Genomic DNA, 18523 nt, shown 5'->3' with positions numbered 1-18523 from the left:
AGGCACGAGAGAGGAAAGACCGATGGACCGTCTCGACGTCCCCGACGACTACGAAGAGCGACTGGCGGCCGGGCGGCGCGCGGTCGCCCGCCTCCCGGAGGGCCCGAGCCGGGACTCGGCGATGCGCGCGCTGGAGCTGGCGCCCTCGCGCGAGACGGTGGAGGAGACGCGGCGGCGCGCCGAGAAGGCCGAGGCGCTGATCGAGGAGCTGCAGCGGTCCGCCTTCGACGGTACCGACCCCGAGCGGGTCGTATGGCTGCGCCTGGACTACACCGGGCGTTTGACCTCGCTGGCGTTCAGCCCCACGATCGACCGGCTCAGCAATCCGGTGGTGGCCGAGGCGGTGGTGGAGGCGTGGGCGGCGGCCGAGGCGGCGCGCGCCGGCGAGGCGGCCCGCCTGGAGCGGGTCGGCGCGGCCTTGTACGAGGGCGGCGACGAGAACCCCGGGTTCGCGGTGCTGCGCGCGCAGCTGGAGGCCCGCGCGAGCGAGCGGATCGAGTACACCGACGAGGACGAGCTGTGCACGGTGGAGGCGGACCTGGAGGGCCGCTTGACCGCGTGCAGGTTCCTGGTGCCGAACGCGACGCTGGACTACGACTGCGAGACGCTCGCCTCGGAGACCGCGGCCGCGATCACGGCCGTCCAGCGCCGGGCCGAGTCGGTCGTCGCCGACCTCGTCGCCCGGTGCTTCGGGGAGGGGACGGCATGACGAACGGTCGTTTCACACTCCGGCGGCCCACTCGGCTGGGAGCCACCGCCGTACTGCTCAACCTCTCGGGCCTGGGCCTCGGCTATCACTACCTGCGGCGGTTCAGGATCGGATTCGCGCACCTCGCGGGCACAGCGGCGCTCCTCGTGGCGTGCGTCGCGGGCGCAGTGGCCCGCGCACCGCAGCTGTGGGCGGCGGTCGCCGTCCTGTGGCTGTGCTGGACGGCCGTCCACACCTGGATCCTCGCGTCGCGGTCGCCGTCGGACTCCCGGCGGCCCCGGTGGCCGGTGATCGCGGCCGCCGCCATGGTGCCGGTCGTCCTGGCTGCGGGCGTCGCGAGCCTGCGCTGGGCCGCGGCGGCCGAGCTCGACGAAGGCCTGGCCGCGCACGAGGCCGGGGACTGCGAGACCGCCCGCTCGCATTACGGGCGACTGGTGACGCTGTACGGGCTCGCCTTCAGCGAGGCTTCGGCGACGGCGCTCGAGCAGCAGCGGCAGTGCGAGCTGCTGGCCGAGGCCCGCGGCGTGGCGGCGGAAGGCGATTTCGAGGCGTCGTTCGCGGCCTACGAGGAGTATCTGGCCGAGGAGGACGCGGTCGCGGTCGGCACCGTTCGGGAGGAACTCGCCCGAGCCCACCTCGACTACGCCGAGGCGCTATGGAGCGAGCACCCTCCCACCGCCCCCTTCCGGGCCTACACGGACGCGTTCGGGCAGTATGGGATCGTGCTGGCCGACTTCCCGGACTCCGAGGCGGCCGGACTGGTGGAGGAGTCGGCGCTGGCCGGGTACCGGGCGTACAGGGAGGCGATCCCCGAGGGTGAGGAATGCGACTCGAGGGGGCCGGTGCGGTACTTCATCGACGCTCCGACTCTGCCTTCGGTGGAGGACTCGGCAGCCCTGGAGACGGCCGAGGCGGTGGCGGCCGAGGCCGCGGCCGAACTGCCGGGTCTGTTGTTCACCTGCGGTGTGGACGCCTACGACTCGGACAACCTCTCGACCGCCGAGTCGTTGCTGCGGGAGCTCGTGGACGACTACCCGGACGATCCGAACGCCGCCGCGGCGCAGGACCTCCTCGATCAGATCGCCGCGGAGGAGGCCGCCGAGGAGGCCGCGGAGGCCGAGGCCGCCGAGGAAGCGGCGGAGGCCGCGGAAGAGGCCGCGGAAGCGGAGGCCGAGGCCGCCGCGGAGCAGGCGATCCTGGACGCGATCGCCGATGCGCGCTCCAGCGGCGGCGAGCTCTCCGATCCGAGCCCGTCCGGGTCCACTGGGGATGGTTCGGTCACTCTCGAGATCGGCAACGCCTCCAACCTGCAGCTCGAGGTGCTGTATACGGGGCCCGAGACCGGCAGCATCACCATCGGCGCCTGTGGCGACTGCGCGGCGCAGTGCGGCGACTGGGTCGCCGTGTGGGAGACACTGACGCTCCCGGCGGGCGAGTACGAGATGGTCGTCAGGACGACCAGTGGGAACGTGATCCCGTACTACGGCGTGTGGGGCCTGGATTCGGGTACCGCGTATCAGGACTGCTACTACATCGAGTGAAACGGCCGGACGCGCGGAGTGTACCGACCATCGGCGGCGCTCATGGCCCGGCCCTGGGGCCGGGCCATGAGCGCCGCGAACGGCTCGCCTGGCCGGGCCCTCTGGGGGCGCTCGGACGGGGGGATGTTCAGCCGGAAGCCGTCGCGACCGCACACCCGTCGATGCGGTCCTCGACACGGGTGCGGCCGGGCGGTCGGCGATGTCCTCCGGCACTTCGGAGCAGAGGCGGCGCGGCGGTCGCCCTGCCACGGCTCTGAAAGTGCCTTGCGGCCGGGCCGTTCCGGGGCGAGACTGGTCCGATGGCCGATGAGCATCCCCTGTCCGGCGGTTTCGTCAACGAAGTGGTGTTGAAGGACGGCAGCGTGCGCCGCCCGCTCGGACCGCATTCGGCGTTCGTCCACCGCCTGCTCGAGCACTTCGAGCGCCGCGGATGGGGCGGCGCGCCCCGCCTGCTGGGGATCGACGAGGACGGCCGGGAGATGCTGGGCTTCATCGAAGGGCATGTCGCGATCGAGCAGAACCGCTCCGCCTACGCCGAGTCGGACGCGAGCCTGGAGCGGTTGGCGGTGATGGTGCGGGAGTTCCACGACCTCGCCGCCGACCCGGCGTTCTCGGGCGATGCCGAGACGGTGTGCCACAACGACCTGTCGCCGAAGAACACTGTCTACGCCGACGATGGCGAGGGCGCGCCGCCGGTGGCGTTCATCGACTGGGACACGGCCGCGCCCGGTGAGCGGATCCACGACATCGCGCACCTGTGCTGGCAGCACCTCCGGCTCGGCTCGCCGGTCACCGACCTGGCCGAGACGGCGCGGCGGATGCGGCTGGTCTGCGACGCCTACGGGCTCGACCGGGACCGGCGTTCCCGGCTGGTCGAGACCGTCCTGTGGTGGCAGGACCGCTGCTGGCGCGGCATCGAGGCGGGCGCGGCGGCGGGCGATGCGGCGATGATCCGCATCCGGGACCTGGGCGCGCCGGTCTGGATCCGGGAGGACCACCAGTGGGTGGCGGAGCACCGGAGCGGCCTCGAAGCGGCGCTCTGAGCGCGTCCGCGCACCCGTCGACGCGGTGGCGGAACGGGCGGCGGGGACAGCGGGACGTGTGCCGGTCCAGTAACGCTTCGGACACTGACTGCTTGCCGGCATGCCGGGAGGTATCGGCGCGGTCGGGTGGCGAGCTGTGATCGGCTCCTGAGAGGCCCTGCCCCGCAATGAGCTTGATAGACGACGTGGCCACCTCCATCGATGCCGATGAACAGGCCGCAGAGGAGACCGCCGCGCTCGCGCGGCGGTTCGAGGAGGCTCTGCGTGCGGCTGTGGCGGCCAAGGGCGGCGGTCGGTCGGCGTGGGCGAGATGCGCGAGTCGGCTGTCCGCGCGCCGGCGTTCCGCGATCACGAACGGCTCTTCGAGCTGCACGGACGGTTCAGCGAATGGGACCACCGGGGAGCGGTCGAGTACCTGCACGCGGTGGTGTCCGTGGGCCTGAGGCGGCGTTTCGGCGACCGGCCGGGGCCGCTCGCGCACGCCGAGCTCGGCCGGTTCATGGCCGAACTGCGCCACGCGGGACCGGGGTTCGCGCCGCCGCGGAACCTCCTCGAAGTGGAGGCGGTGATCCGCGGCCTTCGCGGCGAAGAGCACCTGCTCGACGAGATCGGCCCCAAGCAGCTGCGCGAAGCGCTCGCCTTCGCGCTGCGGTACCTGACCGACACCGAAGCCGAGATCCACGACGACTTCGACACGGTCGTGGACGAGGCACAGCGACTGATGCGGCAGGCGCTCACCGGCTCACCAGAACCGTGACAGCCGCGCGAACCCGAGGACCGACGGGCGCGATCGCCCGCTAGTCCTCGGTCGATACGGCGATGCTCGGCGGACGCTCTCGACAAACCTGCCCCGGCCGTCGGGCCGAGACGATCGGCGGGCTCGCCCGCGCTCACCGCAAGACCGTCCACTCGATACGATCACCGAGTCGATTGGCACGATCCGGTTACCATCGGTGGCGACCGATCGATGAAATCGGAGTACCCCTATGACCTATCAACCCCCACAACCCCTTCCCCAGCCTCCGGTGCGCGGCCGAAAACAGATGTGGTTCATCGGTGTGGCGATCTTCCTGATACTGATGGTCCTCCTGAGCGGTGCGCTCTACATGGTCCAGCAGAACTCGGACGACGACGGTGCGGCCGAGGCGCCGACCACCGGCAGTACGACCACGGAAGAGCCCACTGCGGACGAACCCACCGAGGACCCGACCACGTCCGCCTCGGGCGAAGTCGGTGCATCGGCAGGGTTCACCGACGCGACCTGCGAGGCCTACGACCTCACTTCTTTCGAGACGGCCTACGGAGCCCCGCACGATCCGACTCAGAACTCCGCCTCCTCGAACGACGACGAGGGCTATGCGCTCCTGAACTGCAGCTTCTACGGCGACGACTACGCCGAGCTCATCATCGCCGCCACAGGCTGGCGTGAGGAACAGGCAGCGATGGACCTGTTCGACATGGACCGCTCGGAATACGAGGCGGACACCGAGTACACGGTCACCGACCTCGACATGGGCGACGCGGGCTTCCGTGCCTCTCGAACCTCGGGTGACTTCGAGGAGATCGAGTACCGCTTCGTCCAGGGCTCCCTCGAAGTCTCCATATCCGCCGAGATCATGCCCGCGGACCACGACCTCGAAGCGGCTGACGCCATGCTCGCCGACGTCAGCGCCCAGACGATCGCTCTGTTGGAGAGCTACACCTGATCATTCGACGAGGCCGGCTCCGGAATCGCCTGAGCCGCGGTGGTGAAGGACTCTCCACCTCGCAGACATTGTCTACAAGAGACTGGAGAGGATGACCGCCGTCGAACCGAGCCTTCTGCCGGGCAAGGGTCCATATGCTCTGAGTGATCGCCCCGCGGCGGCGAGGTTGTGCGCTGCGAAGAGCGCGAGGCGGGCGCGGGCGATGGTGTCGACTTCACAAGAGGGGTTCTTGTCGATGCGGTGCAGCGGTTGCCGCTCGAAGCCTTCGCACGATGGCGATCTTGGGCTTGCGATTCTCGCGCCCGCCGCCGTTCGGGATGCGACAGAGCGCGCCCTGGGTGGTCGCGCGGGATGACCGGAGACGATCCGCGCCTTCCCGGCGGCATCCGGCCGGATGCCGCCGGGAAGGTCAACAGTGTGCAGGACTACGTCCTCGACGATCGATCAGAAGTACTGGTAGTACCAGCCATCGGGATCGCGGAAGCACGGCGTGGTGTCGTAGTCGTAGACGTACTCGGCGATCTCCCGGTCGAAATTGCAATCGCTCCATGTGAGGAAGGGCCCGGCGAACGCCTGGATGCCCGCGGTGCCGTCCTCGGCTGCCGTGGGCTCGTCGGCGAAAGCCGGTGCCGAGGAGAGCGCGCCGCCTCCCAGCCCGATACCAGCGGCGATCGCGACGGCGGCAACGGCGCGCGTCAAGCGCCGGACCTTCCGCCGGTCGGGCCGAAGCCGAGTCGCAGTGGTAGCCATGATGCCTCCTAAAGGTCGAAGAGGTGATATGCACACAATCTCGACCTCAGGTGTCATATCCCAGACGGCCCGCTGTCTGCTCGCTTTCGCGGAGGTGAACGCTCCACGACGCCGGGCTGCCGACGGCCGACCCCGGTCGACATGGCGCCCATGCCACTCCAGACCCGTCACGACATGACGTGAACGAATCTCGGCGAGTATTCGGTTCACGTTCTGCTCCGGTTGCTCCGACAACGGAAAGTCATGACCGCACTCACGGATCACGTATAAAATGGATTGTAATCCGCAGAAAGCTCAACCAATGGAATCTCGGGCGCCCCTTTTATCTCTTGCAGCTTTCCGGTGATGGTGTAGCGGGCGTCATCTAGGTCGCCGGTGTCGACGAGCACCATTCCAGAGGAGCCGTCGGCGGCGACAAGCGTCCATATCGCGTCCGAAGCGGCGTTCGGCACGCCGAGAATCGCGCGAACCTTCAGAGCCGCGCACAACCTGGCGGCGACGCCGACCTCTGGAAGGTCGCCGACGGCTGAGGCGAATTCGTCCCCGGCGCTGAATGACACGTGCTCTCCATCGCGATCCGGATCGTGTTCGATGAGCACGACGGGAAGCCCGACCGCTCGCGATTGCGCTCTTCCCCGGGAGAGGAGCTCGATGCGGTCCGCGGGGACGCCGAACTCCGAAGCGACCGCCGCCGCGACATCTTGCAGCCGTATCTGGTCAAGGAAAAGAAAACCGTACGTGGTCATCGCAGATCACCCTTGGCGGCGATTGCCGCGCCGAAAGAGCCCAAGGCCGTGCTCCAGTCCTCTTGCGAGTTCAGTGTCGTGTCGGAGAGCAGATGACAACTCGGCGAGTATCCGATCCACATTGCTCTCCTGTTGCGCTGAGAGGGGGAAGTCATGCCCATGCTCTCGGATCACGGTATCCGTCGCCACGAGGCCGTAGAACGCATCGAGCTCCGCGCATAGATCAGAGGCTTCATCCCAAACCGATTCCGGCTGTATGCCATCGATGACCGGATCGATCCGTTGAATCAAACGGTTCAGGCCGATTCGCTGCCGCCTGTACTCTTCGATTGCTTGAAGAACGGTGTCCTGCGGACTCATCTGCGGATCGGTCGTCATCTCGTCCTGCTGCGGGCCGGGCGTCCCGAACTCAGGCGTGGCGGCGGCCAGCGGTTGTCGCCGTCCACGGCCTCCACAACGCTTCTCGCTGTGCTGCCGCACGCGGTGACACTCCCCGCGACCGGCGCCTCCGGGCCGCCGCGCCTCAGCGGCGCCAATAGGTGGGCCGCCACCAGTAGAGCGAGGTGCGGCTCGAAGGCCATTCGGACACCGGGTCGTCCGGTGACTCGAAGCGGTCGACCTGCGGATCGGCGGGCCTGAAACCAGGGTCGAGGGGCTCGTTGTCGGCGGGGGGCCTCGTCAAGTGGGCAGCCCGCTCCTCGGAGGCGTTGAAGACCCGGAAGTTGCGCTGGGCCTCGATGAGGCTCGGCTCGTTGGCGCCCCCGCGATACCTTGGCCACCGCAGTTGGACGGGGTCGTCCTCCCAGAAGCAGGCCGGACAGATCTCGAACGCGCCGGGCGCGTCGTGCACCAGGCGCCCGCAGCACGGGCACGGATACTTCCCGGGAATCCACGTCTTCACTCGTCACCACTGCGCCTGGCGCCCTCATCTTGGGGGGAACGAGCCCGGCCACGATATCGGCGCAAGCGGCCTCGTCGGATTTGTTCAGTACCCTGCCTGATTCCCGATCGAACCCCACGGTCCCTTCGACATGTCTCTGGTCCTCGCCGTATCCGTACGTCACGGTGGACTCCGTCTCCGTGAGCCGCAGGATGAGAAAGGGCGCCTTCGCCATTTGCAGCTTCCTTCCGGTTTTCACGCAGGACGACGACGTTCCCCTACGACCCTGCGACCGATAAGACGCTGACGACCTTCAAGGAATAGGGGGCGTAGTCGTTCTGGGCGTCTTCGGTGCGGACACCGGCCGACAGCAGCGCAGAGGCGGCCTCGGCGATCTTCGTCTTCTTCTCCTGCGCGGAGCGGTGGACGACCGGGTCGGTGTAGCGTTTCGCGATCATGGCCGCCACGACTTGGGACTTGATCTGCGCTCCTGGACTCCACTCCAGGTAGACGCCGCGATCGGCATTGTCCATAGCATCGATCTGAACCTTCACACCGGGTTCGTCCTCGTCTTCCGTCTCCAGGAACGCGTGGATGCCCGATTGACGCAGCCGATCGATGACCGTGGCCGCCATGGCTCGCAGGTCATCGTTCACATGGTCGTCCGCTGGCATGCTCGTCACTCCTTGCAGTTGCTGCGACTGTGGTCGTCTGCGACCGGTCCATCATAAGTTCCCGCCTTTGAGCCTGTGTTCCAGCACCGCCCTCATGCCTTCGTTGAGTGCATTCAAGTTTTCCCGCTCTTCATCGGTGGCATTCGGTTTGTCGAAGTACTCGACGCCGTATTCCACCTGGTCTGACGTGATGCCGTTGCTGGTCAACGTGGCCTCGCACTTGCAGCACGGCTGCCGCTCGGTGAACAGCCGATCGATCGTCAACGGCTCTTGGCCGTTCTCCGCTCTTTCCTGATTGATGCCGTCCAATTGCTTCAGGATGTCGTCCTCGGAATGGCCGCTGCGACTGCTGATGCCCCTGAGAGTGGTGCCGTCCGACAACTCGGCGGCCGCGAAGTTCTTGTCGCCGGAATTGCCTTTCACCCCCCTGCGGTAAGCGAGCGCCTCTTGAGCCAGAGGGTCCGTGCTGGGGTAGGCCACCTCGTTTCCGTAGTCGCGGGAGACCGAGCTCGCCGTCAACGGAGCCGAATCCGAATCGCTTTGAGAAGCGGCTGCGGACGGCTCGCCCTTGTCCAGCTCCTCTCCCACGGCTTTCGAGGCGCTCTCGGTGCCTTCGCTGGTTTTGATCTTGCCGGACGGGGATTGCTGTGGAGGTGGGGAGTCCCCGCCTTCGCCGCCGGTGTTGCCGGGCGGGCCGTCGCCCTTCTTCTGCGTGAGCAGGCCGATACCGATGACCAGCAGGAGTTTCAGGATTCGTCGCATGGCCGGCCCTTAGTCGTTGAGGAGCTTGGAGAGCGCTTCGAGGCTGGTGATCAGCGAGGAGATCAGCTCCATGGCGATCCCGACCCACTTGACCACCGCGGCCACGATCTGCGCGGCGATGACCGGGATCGTGACCACGAAGATCGCTTCGACCGCCCACACCACCACATGCGCGACCAGGTCGGCGATCAGATCCCGCACCAGGTCCCGGGTCATCTGCACCAGTGCTCCGGCGCCCTCGGTGGCCGAACCGATCGCCGAGGCGATCGCGCCCAGCCCGCCGATGGCCTCAACGTTGTGGCCCATCATGTTGTAGTAGGCGTCCGCGGCCGCACCGGACCACTCGTCGACATCGCCCTCGACCGAGGTCTTGAGATCGCCGGACATCGCGAACAGCTCTTCGGCCATGTTGTACCAGGTCTGGGCGTGGGACATGACCACATCGGGCTTGCCGGTCAGCCAGTCGAGCATCTCCCGCAGCGGCTCAAAGTACTCCATGGCCCAGCCGATGCCGTTGGCCAGCAGGGCACTGAAGGGGTCCATGACCGACCCGACCACTTCAAGCCCCAGCCCGACCCCCGCGAGGGTGCCCGAGACCCAGTTGCCGCTCTGAATGGAGGTGACCAGGCCTTCGATGCCGTCGGCCAGGCTGGATCCGGTCCACGGCTGGCGCGTGGACTGCACATCGGCGACCAGCGAATCGTTCATCGCTACCCGCCGATCTGGGAGGTGAAGTCGCTGAAGCTCACCGAGGCGTCGTTGTCGGACTCCTCATAGGCGTCGGCCGCGGCGCGGATGCTCTCGGCGAGCAGGCCGATGTTGGACTCCGCGCGGGCGACCAGGCCGTCCTGGCGCTGGTGGCGCTCCTCCAGCAGCCCGGCGATCCACCCGCACAGCAGCCCGTAGGCCTCGTCGTCTTGGGCGATGTGCGAGCTGGCGGACTGCACCGCCTCGAAGCGGGTCTTGAACTGCTCCAGGTTGCTCGCATGGGCGCGCAACTGCTCGGGGTCTACGACGTAACCGGTCATCTACCGCTGCCCTTCCTGGTCGTCCTCGCCGAACTGGCGCTTCAGGCCCGCCACGAAGGCCTGCCCGGCGGCCGAGTCGGCGCCGACGGTGGACTCGACGAGCTCCTTGGAACGCTCGGCGAGCTTGATCTTCGCCGCTCGGATCGCCGCCAGCACCGCCTGAGCCGCCACCTCTTCGGGGACGCGCTTGATCCTGGTGCTGAACACGAGGTCGACCGGGCTGCCGGTGTGGTCCACAGTGACCTCGGCGATCTCGTCGGGGTCGGTGGCCGTGGCCTTCAGCTCCTGCGCCCGCGCGGCCAGCGCCTGCGTGTCGGCGGCCATCCGGTCGGTGCGTTCCTTCCAGTCCGCGAGCCGCGCCCGCGCCGAAGCCGGATCGATCGGAGGGAAGTCCATCGGTACCTCCAGACATATTGAAGATGAACGATACTTACAGAGAGTACGACATCGACGCCACTTCGGAGGTACCGCGAGACCTGTTCCCGGACAAGCGACAACGCGGCGAAAGCGCGGCGGGAGCTCAGCGGCGCCCGCCCGGGCCGTCGGCTTTCGGCGCGTCGATGCGCAACCGGCCGCCGGTCTTCTCCTCGACGGCGCTCCCCAGCTTCGACCACATTCCCGGCGAGAAGAGGTCCACCGCGGCGATGCGCTCGCGCGGGCGGCCGTCCGCGCGAAGCGCGTACAGCACCGCCGGGCCGTCCCCGGCGCGAACGAACTCGAACGCCGCGATCGCATCCCACGGCAGCTCCAGCGGAACCTCCCGGCGCTCGGGCCCGCTCCCCGGCCGCCACCGCTCGCTCACGACGAGACCGGTCAGTCTCGCGGCGATCTCGGCGCCCTCACGGGTGTTGCATATCGAGACGGTCCTCGCCGGGTCCGGCGGTTTCGGAGGTTCTGGCGGCGGCGGTTTCGGCTGCGGCGGCTTCGAAGGGGTCTGGACCGGTTCGGCCGCCGGGCGCGGAGGACTCCCAAGCGGCGGGCTCGCCGTCGTCGGCACCGGAGGCGGCGGGGCGGCGACCGCCCGGCCCCCGCCCTGGTCCGGAACGAACGACAGGAAGAAGACCACGGCGCCGACGACCATGCCGAGCACGGCCGTGATCACGGTGCCCCGGTTCTCCCGGCCGTTCTGCTCCTCCTGCTCGGTGAGGGACCGCTCGGTCGACACCCCGTCGACCCAGGTGATGCAGGTGTCCTCGGTTTCCATGACCTGGCTGCCGCATTCGACCCCGGCAGCGTCCTCGTCCTGCGTGGATCCGCTGAAGCACATGATCGACACACCGACGATGACCAGGCCGAACAAGGCCACGACCACCCTGCCGCCGGGCGTGATCGGTTCAGATCTCCCCATCGCTCCGCCTCCCGCCCTCAGGCGTACGGGTCGTCGTCGCCGCCGCCGATGCCCCAGACGTCCTCTTCCGGGTCCTCGAGGAGCTTCGACTCCCGGGTCAGCTCGTCGTCGGCGGCACCGGCGCCACCGCGCCCGCCACCGGCGCCCATCATGGACGACCCCATGCCGCTCCTGCCCGGAGCTCCGGCGCTCGCGGACGGCGCGGCGCCCGCCATGGCGCCGAGACCGGCGCCGACGGACGCGCCCGAACCGGCGCCCGTCGCAAGGCCCCCGGTGGGGCCGAGGCCGCCCCCGCCGAGCCCGCCTCCGGCCCCGAGGCCGCCTCCGGAGGCCAGGCCGCCCGAGTAGTCCTCGGGGTCGGGCATCTCGGAATCGGCCCAGGGGTCGTCCATCTCGGGCTGCTGGAAGTCGTCCATGCCCGGCGGCGTCTCGGGCATCGTCGGCTGCTGCGGGGTCTGCGGCTCCTGCGGCGCCTGCTGGTCCTGCGGTTCCTCGGCGGGCTGCTCCTCCTCTTCCTCCCCGCTCTGCTCCTCTTCGGACTCCTCTTCGCCGCCGGACTCCTCCTCCGAGGGGCCGCCGGCGTCGGAGTGGTCCTCGGCCGTCATGTGCTGCATGTCCTCCCCTGTCGGGGAGGTCTTGGAGCCCAAGGGCTGCAAGGCGCCCGCCGCGGTGCTCAGCGCGGTCGCCGTCTGGGCGTCCGTCGAGTTCAGCGTGGCGAGGACGGCCTGGAGGCCCGTCGTCGCCGCGAGCGCCGCGGTCTCGAGCGCCGCCTGGAGCTGGAAGCCGAACGGCCCGGCCAGCGCGATCGCCAGCCGCTGGGCGGCTCCCAGCGTCACCTGCGGCGCGGGCTGGATGTCGAAGCCGGCCGCGTGGATCGCGGCGTCGGCGGTCTTGAGGGCCGTCACCGCCGTCGCCATCGCGCCTCCGGCGCCGCTGAGCTGCCCGGCGGTGCCGGCCACCTGCGTCACCAGCCCGTCGATGTGGGCGCCGACGCCGTCCACCTCGGTGTTGAACGCGTTGTTGGCCTCGTCCTGCCAGTGCATGTTGAGCGCGGCGACCTCCTCGCCGTAGGCGAGGCGGTGCCCGGTCAGGTCGGACCCCGCGGTGGTCATCTGCGCGGCGTACTCGACGAACGCCGCGGGGTTCGCCGAGAGCGCTTCTCGGTACGTGGGCATGGCGGTCTCCTATTTCGTACGGCCGGCGGGCATCTCGCCGGCGATGGTGTTGAAGCGGCCGCCGATCTCGACGTCGTTGGACTCCGCGTCGTCGGCGCACCCGACGACCTGCTCGCCCTGCCAGAGCTGGCGCTCCTCGACACTGGCGACGTCCGTCGCGAACGCGGCCTGCCAGTCGCGTCCGGCCGGGCCGGTGGCGAAGCCGGCGTTCTGCTCCGCGGCGGCGGCCGCCGGGCTCTCCACTCGGCTCGAAGCCTCCCGCACCCTCGGCGCGAGCGTGCGCAGCGTGGTGCCGCTCGCCCGCACCTTCGGCACGTCCATGTGCACGGTCATGGTCTGCCTCCCTGAGGTCTGCGCCCTTGCCGGGCGGACGCCCGGCGGCGTCATGAGCAATGTGCGCCCTCCCGTCACGGGCCGGTCCCCGACTCGCGCCGCCGCGTCCATGACGGATCCGTGACGGCGCGCCGTTCCATTGGAGCCCGCAGCCAGACAACCCGGATGGAGGTGCGCTGCCATGAGCGACAGCCAGTTCGACTTCGATTTCGACTTCGACTTCACCGGCGCCGTGGAGATCCCCGAGGCGCCGACGATCGCGTTCGGCGACACCTCGTCGGTCGACGCGGGCGGGAGCCGCGCCGGGTGCTCGGCGGGCGCGTGCCCGCATCCGACCGCGCACCCGGCCGAGGCCGACTGGCAGCAGCTGGCGTCGGCCGTGCCGGTCCCCGGCCAGCTCCACCGGTTCAAGCCGCGCTGCGAGGACATGGCCTACCCCACCGAGGAGGACTTCCGGTCCGCGATCCGCGCGGTGCGCCCCGAATCGGCCGACGAGTTCTCGCTCCAGCGGCTGCGCGAGGGCTGGACCGGCGAAGTGGCCGAACGCATCGGCGAATGGCCCGGCCTGGTCAAGTCCAAACTGGCGACGCTCTCCGAGCATTGGGCGGGCGACGACTTCGACTCCTTCGCCGCGCAGGTGGACCAGGCGCGGTCGCTCCTCGAAGGCGTGCTCGACGACATCGAGACCACCGCCGCCGAGTTGCAGCACCGCGAGGAGGTCGTCTACACGCTCCAGGGCGGCGACTCGGGCGAGATCCCCTACCCGGCGCCGATGGTCGGCATCGAGGGCGAGTGGAGCAATCTGGTGGCGATCCACGTGCGCCCGGCCTGGTGGCACGGCGACTGCATCCTGATGAGCTGCGAGGAGGCCGAGCAGGCCCTCGAGCTCGCCGGCGCCGACCCGAACCTGGCCACCGAGGTGCGCGAGTTCATCGAGGAGCGGGTGGGCGAGCGTCTGAGCGGGCTCGGCGCGCTCGTCTCGCCGGTGCGGCTGCTGGCCGCCGAGGACGCCAAGGAGCAGTACGGGTCCCGCGTCGACGCCGAGCTGGCGGCGTACCTGGAGCGGCAGGCGGCGGTCGACGAGGCGATCGCGCAGAAGCGGACCGACCAGAGCGCCGAGCTCCAGGCGTTCCAGAGCACCGGGGACGACCGGCCGTTCCCCACCTCGGCCGACACGTCTTATATGGACGTCCAGGACCCGGTGGTCGAGCACCCCGCCGCCCCGGCCTCCCCCGAGGCGACGCAGAACCCGAGCACGGTGCCGCCGAGCGGCGACGGGTCCACGGCCGCGCAGGAGCCCGAAGCGGACGACTCGCCCTGGTCCGGAGGCGAGGAGTCGGAGCCGGGCGGTCTGGCGAGCGGCGGTTCCGGCGGCTTCGGCGGCGGCCCCGGCGGGGCGCCCGCGGGCGGCGGCGGGACGGTGCCCGCCGGCTCGACGACCACCGCGAGCCCTTTCACGTCTTCCACCCCGGCCGCTCCGCCGGCCGCCGCCGGCGGCACGGGCGGCCCCAGGGCGGTCGCGATGGGCTCCGCCCTGGGGGCGCCACCCGCGAAGGGCGCGGCGAACCGCGGCGACGACGGGGGCGAGGCCGAGAAGGACGACGACGGCCGCCTGCTGAACAGGGAGACCGGCAACATCTGGGGCTACGTGCGCCCCAAGGACGACCCGTACGCGTGAGGGTCGCGAGCAGACGAGGAAGGACCTAGACGATGTCGACCGAGCGCATGTTCGACGCGGCCGCACTCGAGGAGTACCGGCAGTTCCTGGCGGGGCTGCTGGAGGAGCTGGAGAACGAGGTGATCCCGGTGCTCCGCGAGGGCACCTTGAGCCGGGCCCCGGCGTTCGGGTCCGCGCCGGGGGCGGCCGAGAACGCCCTCCCCCAGTACCTGGAGTTCCATGCCGCCACCTGGCGGAACCTCCAATACGTGCGCGGCACGCTCCACGGCCTGACGGCGGCGCTCGCGGACATCGCCGCCGGCACCGACGAGGCCGACACGTTCGCGTACATGGAGTTCATGTCCATCGGCGACACCGAGGGCACCGCCGAGACCGCCTGACAGGACAGGGCCCGGAGCCGCCGCGCGGCGGCTCCGGGCCCTGTCCGAGGCCGGGGCTAGAAGGCCTCGTCGGGAACGTCCATCGCGGTGAGGTCCGCGGCCTCCACGATCTTGCGGTCCGCGGTCAGGCGCGGCAGCACCTCGTGCGAGAAGAACTTCGCGGCGGCCACCTTGCCGCGGTAGAAGTCGTCGTCGGCGCCGCCGTCGAGCTTGTTCTGCGCGATCTCGGCCTGGCGCAGCAGCAGCCAGGCGACCATGAGGTCGCCGACGGCCAGCAGCAGGCGCCGCGAGTGCAGGCCGGCCTTGTACAGGTCCCTCGGGCGGCCGTCCATGGGACCCATGAGGGCCGGCTGGAGCGCCTCGATGATCCCCTGCACGTCCCCGAGCGCGCGCTGGACCTTGGCGCGGACCTCGGCCAGCTCCTCGTGCCCGTCGGCGGTGGTCTCCAGGATCTCGGCGGCGACGGCCATGAGCGCCTCACCGTTGTCCTTGATGATCTTGCGGAACAGGAAGTCCATGCTCTGGATGGCGGTGGTGCCCTCGTAGAGCGTGTCGATCTTCGCGTCGCGCAGGTACTGCTCCAGAGGGTAGTCCTGGAGGTAGCCCGAGCCGCCGAAGGTCTGGAGCGACTCCGAGCTCAGCAGCTCGAAGGCCCGCTCGGAGCCGCAGCCCTTGACCAGCGGCAGCAGCAGGTCGTTGATGCGCTTGGCGGTCTCGGCGGCCTCCTCGTCGCCGTCGGCCGCCGCGAGGCGCTCCCTGTCCTGCCAGGAGCCGGTGTAGGCCACCAGGGCGCGCAGGCCCTCGGCGTAGCTCTTCTGGAGCAGGAGCGAGCGGCGCACGTCCGGGTGCTTGATGATCGGGACGCGTGGCGCGGTCTTGTCGCTCGACTGGAGCAGGTCCGCGCCCTGGATGCGGCTCTTGGCGTAGTCGAGGGCGTTCAGGTAGCCCGTCGAGAGCGTGGCGATGGCCTTGGTGCCCACCATCATCCGGGCGTACTCGATGATGAGGAACATCTGCCGGATGCCTTCGTGCCGGTCGCCCAGGAGCCAGCCCTTGGCGGGCGCCTTCTCGCCGAAGGTGAGCTCGGCGGTGGCCGAGACCTTCAGGCCCATCTTGTGCTCGATGTTGGTGGCGACGACGCCGTTGCGCTCGCCGAGCTCGCCCGTCCGAGGATCGAACTCGTACTTGGGCACGATGAACAGGCTCAGGCCCTTGGTGCCGGGCCCGCCGACGCCCTCCTCGCCCACCGGGCGGGCGAGGACGTAGTGGATGATGTTGTCGGTCATGTCCTGGTCGCCCGAGGTGATGAACCGCTTGACGCCCTCGATGTGCCAGGAGCCGTCCGGCTGCCTGTAGGCCTTGGCACGGCCGGCGCCGACGTCGGAGCCCGCGTCGGGCTCGGTGAGGACCATGGTGGCGCCCCACTGCTTCTCGACGAAGAGCTTGGCCCATTCCTTCTGCTCGTCGGTGCCCTCGATGAACAGGCTGTGGGCGAAGGAGGGCCCGGCGGCGTACATCCACAGGGCCGGGTTGGCGCCGAGGACGAGCTCGGCCATCGCCCACCAGAGCATCCGCGGCGAGGGGGTCCCGCCGAGCACTTCGGGAAGGTCGAGGCGCCAGTACTCGGAGTCCATGAACGAGCGGAAGGACTTCTTGAACGACTCGGGGAGCGCCACCGCCTGCTTCGCGGTGTCGTAGACGGGCGGGTTGCGGTCGCCTTCGACGTAGCTGGCCGCGAGCTCCTCCTCCGACAGTCGCGCGAGCTCGGCCAGGATCTCCCGGGCCGTGGCGGCGTCGAGGTCGGCGAAGGCCTCGTGGTCCAGCGTCTTGTCGATGCCGAAGACCTCGAAGAGGTTGAACTCGAGATCGCGAAGATTGTGGCGGAAGTGCGTCATTGCGGGTCCTCCATTACTCAGTGGTAACCACCATCATATTACCCGTCAGTAGGTATGTCGAGTATCCCGCAGGAAACCGCCCGCGACCAGCGCGGACCCGGCGTGTCGGAGGTGTTCTGTAATTTTCGGGGTGTCCCGTAACCAGCAAAGACGTGCTTCGTTGAACTAGGAGACAGACCGTCTGTACGACGCCCGCCGAACGATCACCGCAGTCCCGCCCGGCAGCCCTGGGAAACACCGCCTGAGCAGCCCGAACACCAGCACCAGCCCGAAGCCGCCGGGCCGGCCCCGCCAGGGGGCCCGCTCCGTCGGCCGGGCCGCGTCCGCGCGAGCACACCCGCGCGCGGCCGCACCGCGAACACCACCGAACGAACACCACCGCAGCGCAGCCACACCCGGCGGCACCGACGAACCGCTCGCGAGCCTCCGCGAGCCGGTGCCCCGACCACCGCAAGGAGCCTCCCGATGATCCGAACCGTCGCCGATCGCATCGCATCGAGCACCCGCCCGAGCTACCGGGGCCGCCACCGCCGCGCCCGGCCCAGGAAACTGGCCGCGGTCTTCCGGACGCAGCCCGCCGAAACCGAACAGGCGGCCGAGGACCGCCGCCCCGAGGAGGAGGAACTGGCCGTCGCCGCGGGCGGCCCCGCCGCGCCGTCCGCCTGACCGCGGCGCCGCGCCGTCAGTCGGACTCCGGCCGGTAGTCGAGCAGCATCAACGCGATGTCGTCGGTCAGCGGACCGCCGACCCAGCGGCGCAGCGCCGTCTCCAGCGACGCCAGGCCGTCGCCCACGTTGCCGTGGCCGATGAGGCTCCACGCGCGGTCCTTGATCGGGAAGAAGTCGCCGTCCTGCCTCGCCTCGGCGAGGCCGTCGGTGTAGAGGAAGATCCGGTCGCCCGGCTGGAGCCGCACCGTCAGCTCCCGCGCCGCCGGGCCCAGGCCCAGCGGCGGCGCCATCGACTCGGGCTCGAGATAGGAGGCCACGCCGTCGCGCACCAGCATCGGCGGCGGATGCCCGCAGTTGACGATCTCCAGGGTCCCGCCGCGCTCCTGGAGCAGGATCGCGGTCACGAAGTCCTCGTCGTCGGCGTTGCGGGCCACGGCGTGGTCGAGGTCGTTGACCATGCACCGCTGGTCGGCCCGCTCGAAGGCGACGTGCCGGAAGGAGCCGAGCACGGTCGAGGACAGCCGCACCGCGTCCAGGCCCTTGCCGCGGACGTCGCCGATGATCATCCGCACCCCGTACCTGGTGTCGAGCGCCTCGTACAGGTCGCCGCCGATCTCGGCGCCCGAGCGGGCGGAGACGTAGCGGGCGGCGATGTCGAACGGCCCCAGCCGGCTGTCGATGGGCCGCAGGATCGCCTGCTGCACCACCAGCGCCAGCTGCGTCAGCCGCCGCAGGCGGGCGTCGTCGTGCTCGCGGACCATCGCCACCGCCACCGCGATGGCGACCGCCGCGCCCACCATGAGGAAGTCGACGGGATGGTCGAAGGCGGTCAGGACGTCGAAGTCGTTGAGGATCCACAGGTAGACGAAGGTGCCGGCGAAGCTCGCCAGGCCGACGACCAGGACCCAGCGCCAGACCAGGAACGCCGAGGCGACCAGCGGCGGCAGGGCCAGCCACGGCACCGCGTGGAGCTGGTCGCGCACCGCCAGTTGGAGGGCGACCAGAACGACGACGGTCACGAAGGAGACGGTGAACACCGAGCGCACGGAGGGCGACATCCAGCCGGTCGGCTGGTCCGCCGGCGCCGTGCGGGGGCTGCGTTGCAGCGGTGCGCGCATCTCGGTGAGTCCCTCCTTCCTGCCGGGCCGTTCTCCGGGCCGCAGTCGATCGGCGGGCGTCCGCGGGTTCCGGTCCGTGGGGACGCGCG

The 18523-nt window shown here is 69.9% G+C and carries 22 protein-coding genes; 8 read left to right on the top strand and 14 right to left on the bottom strand.

Translation table 11 applies throughout. From position 1 onward, the window contains the following. Positions 1 to 22: 22 nt before the first annotated feature. The 5 genes from YWW_RS0120495 to YWW_RS0120475 all read left to right on the top strand — a co-directional run bounded on the left by YWW_RS0120495 (position 23) and on the right by YWW_RS0120475 (position 4999). Positions 23 to 709, top strand: a complete 687-nt coding sequence (locus YWW_RS0120495) for a hypothetical protein (RefSeq protein ID WP_026931572.1) — start codon at positions 23 to 25, stop codon at positions 707 to 709. Further along, positions 706 to 2250, top strand: a complete 1545-nt coding sequence (locus tag YWW_RS0120490; protein WP_026931571.1) for a hypothetical protein — start codon at positions 706 to 708, stop codon at positions 2248 to 2250. The genes YWW_RS0120495 and YWW_RS0120490 overlap by 4 nt, the downstream gene beginning before the upstream one ends. Before the next feature lie 299 nt (positions 2251 to 2549). Continuing rightward, a complete protein-coding gene (locus YWW_RS0120485; RefSeq protein WP_026931570.1) occupies positions 2550 to 3293 on the top strand; it encodes a phosphotransferase in 744 nt (247 codons plus the stop codon). Between the two features lie 310 nt (positions 3294 to 3603). After that, a complete protein-coding gene (locus tag YWW_RS0120480; protein ID WP_155830299.1) occupies positions 3604 to 4050 on the top strand; it encodes a hypothetical protein in 447 nt (148 codons plus the stop codon). A gap of 268 nt (positions 4051 to 4318) precedes the next feature. After that, a complete protein-coding gene (locus tag YWW_RS0120475) occupies positions 4319 to 4999 on the top strand; it encodes a hypothetical protein (RefSeq protein ID WP_155830298.1) in 681 nt (226 codons plus the stop codon). Positions 5000 to 5443: 444 nt separating this feature from the next. On the opposite strand, the gene YWW_RS0120470 is transcribed toward YWW_RS0120475, so the two are convergent. The 12 genes from YWW_RS0120470 to YWW_RS0120415 form a co-directional block, all read right to left on the bottom strand. Then, positions 5444 to 5749 (bottom strand): hypothetical protein, encoded by a 306-nt coding sequence (locus tag YWW_RS0120470; protein WP_035704776.1) that lies wholly within the window; start codon positions 5747 to 5749, stop codon positions 5444 to 5446. A 260-nt stretch (positions 5750 to 6009) separates the two neighbouring features. Further along, a complete protein-coding gene (locus YWW_RS31910; RefSeq protein ID WP_035697671.1) occupies positions 6010 to 6495 on the bottom strand; it encodes a hypothetical protein in 486 nt (161 codons plus the stop codon). 6 nt (positions 6496 to 6501) lie between these two features. Next, a complete protein-coding gene (locus YWW_RS0120460) occupies positions 6502 to 6975 on the bottom strand; it encodes a hypothetical protein (protein ID WP_155830297.1) in 474 nt (157 codons plus the stop codon). 43 nt (positions 6976 to 7018) lie between these two features. Next, positions 7019 to 7396: a CPCC family cysteine-rich protein gene (locus YWW_RS0120455; RefSeq protein ID WP_026931565.1), complete on the bottom strand. Its 378-nt coding sequence runs from the start codon at positions 7394 to 7396 to the stop codon at positions 7019 to 7021. Positions 7397 to 7653: 257 nt separating this feature from the next. After that, positions 7654 to 8049, bottom strand: a complete 396-nt coding sequence (locus YWW_RS0120450) for a hypothetical protein (protein WP_155830296.1) — start codon at positions 8047 to 8049, stop codon at positions 7654 to 7656. Between the two features lie 51 nt (positions 8050 to 8100). Then, entirely contained in the window at positions 8101 to 8811 is a 711-nt protein-coding gene (locus tag YWW_RS0120445; RefSeq protein WP_026931563.1) for a nucleic acid/nucleotide deaminase domain-containing protein, read from the bottom strand. Positions 8812 to 8820: 9 nt separating this feature from the next. Continuing rightward, a complete protein-coding gene (locus tag YWW_RS0120440; RefSeq protein WP_035697670.1) occupies positions 8821 to 9519 on the bottom strand; it encodes a WXG100 family type VII secretion target in 699 nt (232 codons plus the stop codon). 2 nt (positions 9520 to 9521) lie between these two features. Further along, positions 9522 to 9839 (bottom strand): type VII secretion target, encoded by a 318-nt coding sequence (locus tag YWW_RS0120435; protein WP_026931561.1) that lies wholly within the window; start codon positions 9837 to 9839, stop codon positions 9522 to 9524. Continuing rightward, entirely contained in the window at positions 9840 to 10235 is a 396-nt protein-coding gene (locus tag YWW_RS31905; protein WP_051326103.1) for a YbaB/EbfC family nucleoid-associated protein, read from the bottom strand. Between the two features lie 124 nt (positions 10236 to 10359). Continuing rightward, a complete protein-coding gene (locus YWW_RS0120425) occupies positions 10360 to 11187 on the bottom strand; it encodes a hypothetical protein (protein WP_155830295.1) in 828 nt (275 codons plus the stop codon). Positions 11188 to 11204: 17 nt separating this feature from the next. After that, positions 11205 to 12362, bottom strand: a complete 1158-nt coding sequence (locus tag YWW_RS34390) for a hypothetical protein (protein WP_026931559.1) — start codon at positions 12360 to 12362, stop codon at positions 11205 to 11207. 9 nt (positions 12363 to 12371) lie between these two features. Continuing rightward, entirely contained in the window at positions 12372 to 12695 is a 324-nt protein-coding gene (locus tag YWW_RS0120415) for a hypothetical protein (protein WP_026931558.1), read from the bottom strand. A gap of 181 nt (positions 12696 to 12876) precedes the next feature. On the opposite strand from YWW_RS0120415, the gene YWW_RS0120410 reads away from it, so the two are divergent. Then, a complete protein-coding gene (locus tag YWW_RS0120410) occupies positions 12877 to 14373 on the top strand; it encodes a hypothetical protein (protein WP_026931557.1) in 1497 nt (498 codons plus the stop codon). Between the two features lie 32 nt (positions 14374 to 14405). Continuing rightward, the gene (locus YWW_RS0120405; RefSeq protein WP_026931556.1) at positions 14406 to 14753 is read left to right on the top strand and encodes a hypothetical protein; all 348 of its coding nucleotides are present in this window, start codon (positions 14406 to 14408) and stop codon (positions 14751 to 14753) included. A gap of 56 nt (positions 14754 to 14809) precedes the next feature. Here YWW_RS0120405 and YWW_RS0120400 read toward each other — a convergent pair whose 3' ends face one another. Next, positions 14810 to 16648, bottom strand: a complete 1839-nt coding sequence (locus YWW_RS0120400) for an acyl-CoA dehydrogenase (protein WP_026931555.1) — start codon at positions 16646 to 16648, stop codon at positions 14810 to 14812. Positions 16649 to 17113: 465 nt separating this feature from the next. On the opposite strand from YWW_RS0120400, the gene YWW_RS0120395 reads away from it, so the two are divergent. Next, positions 17114 to 17314: a hypothetical protein gene (locus YWW_RS0120395; protein ID WP_026931554.1), complete on the top strand. Its 201-nt coding sequence runs from the start codon at positions 17114 to 17116 to the stop codon at positions 17312 to 17314. Positions 17315 to 17330: 16 nt separating this feature from the next. Here the strand turns inward: YWW_RS0120395 and YWW_RS31895 are convergent, their stop codons facing one another. Next, positions 17331 to 18434, bottom strand: coding sequence for a PP2C family protein-serine/threonine phosphatase (locus YWW_RS31895; RefSeq protein WP_051326102.1), 1104 nt, complete (start codon positions 18432 to 18434; stop codon positions 17331 to 17333). Between the last annotated feature and the right edge of the window lie 89 nt (positions 18435 to 18523).

The sequence above is a fragment of the Glycomyces tenuis DSM 44171 genome, assembly GCF_000427885.1.
Lineage (GTDB): Bacteria > Actinomycetota > Actinomycetes > Mycobacteriales > Micromonosporaceae > Glycomyces > Glycomyces tenuis.
The sequence above is the reverse complement of the archived record's forward strand: the minus strand, read 5'-3'. Positions and strand labels throughout refer to the sequence as shown.

Excerpts from the sequence above, each read along its gene's own strand:
- YWW_RS0120450 (WP_155830296.1), bottom strand. The coding sequence starts at position 8,049 with ATGCCAGCGGACGACCATGTGAACGATGACCTGCGAGCCATGGCGGCC.
- YWW_RS0120470 (WP_035704776.1), bottom strand. The coding sequence starts at position 5,749 with ATGGCTACCACTGCGACTCGGCTTCGGCCCGACCGGCGGAAGGTCCGG.
- YWW_RS34390 (WP_026931559.1), bottom strand. The coding sequence starts at position 12,362 with ATGCCCACGTACCGAGAAGCGCTCTCGGCGAACCCCGCGGCGTTCGTC.
- YWW_RS31910 (WP_035697671.1), bottom strand. The coding sequence starts at position 6,495 with ATGACCACGTACGGTTTTCTTTTCCTTGACCAGATACGGCTGCAAGAT.
- YWW_RS0120480 (WP_155830299.1), top strand. The coding sequence starts at position 3,604 with ATGCGCGAGTCGGCTGTCCGCGCGCCGGCGTTCCGCGATCACGAACGG.
- YWW_RS0120425 (WP_155830295.1), bottom strand. The coding sequence starts at position 11,187 with ATGGGGAGATCTGAACCGATCACGCCCGGCGGCAGGGTGGTCGTGGCC.
- YWW_RS0120435 (WP_026931561.1), bottom strand. The coding sequence starts at position 9,839 with ATGACCGGTTACGTCGTAGACCCCGAGCAGTTGCGCGCCCATGCGAGC.
- YWW_RS0120400 (WP_026931555.1), bottom strand. The coding sequence starts at position 16,648 with ATGACGCACTTCCGCCACAATCTTCGCGATCTCGAGTTCAACCTCTTC.
- YWW_RS0120395 (WP_026931554.1), top strand. The coding sequence starts at position 17,114 with ATGATCCGAACCGTCGCCGATCGCATCGCATCGAGCACCCGCCCGAGC.
- YWW_RS0120495 (WP_026931572.1), top strand. The coding sequence starts at position 23 with ATGGACCGTCTCGACGTCCCCGACGACTACGAAGAGCGACTGGCGGCC.
- YWW_RS0120410 (WP_026931557.1), top strand. The coding sequence starts at position 12,877 with ATGAGCGACAGCCAGTTCGACTTCGATTTCGACTTCGACTTCACCGGC.
- YWW_RS0120415 (WP_026931558.1), bottom strand. The coding sequence starts at position 12,695 with ATGACCGTGCACATGGACGTGCCGAAGGTGCGGGCGAGCGGCACCACG.
- YWW_RS0120445 (WP_026931563.1), bottom strand. The coding sequence starts at position 8,811 with ATGCGACGAATCCTGAAACTCCTGCTGGTCATCGGTATCGGCCTGCTC.
- YWW_RS0120405 (WP_026931556.1), top strand. The coding sequence starts at position 14,406 with ATGTCGACCGAGCGCATGTTCGACGCGGCCGCACTCGAGGAGTACCGG.
- YWW_RS0120485 (WP_026931570.1), top strand. The coding sequence starts at position 2,550 with ATGGCCGATGAGCATCCCCTGTCCGGCGGTTTCGTCAACGAAGTGGTG.
- YWW_RS0120490 (WP_026931571.1), top strand. The coding sequence starts at position 706 with ATGACGAACGGTCGTTTCACACTCCGGCGGCCCACTCGGCTGGGAGCC.
- YWW_RS31895 (WP_051326102.1), bottom strand. The coding sequence starts at position 18,434 with ATGCGCGCACCGCTGCAACGCAGCCCCCGCACGGCGCCGGCGGACCAG.
- YWW_RS31905 (WP_051326103.1), bottom strand. The coding sequence starts at position 10,235 with ATGGACTTCCCTCCGATCGATCCGGCTTCGGCGCGGGCGCGGCTCGCG.
- YWW_RS0120440 (WP_035697670.1), bottom strand. The coding sequence starts at position 9,519 with ATGAACGATTCGCTGGTCGCCGATGTGCAGTCCACGCGCCAGCCGTGG.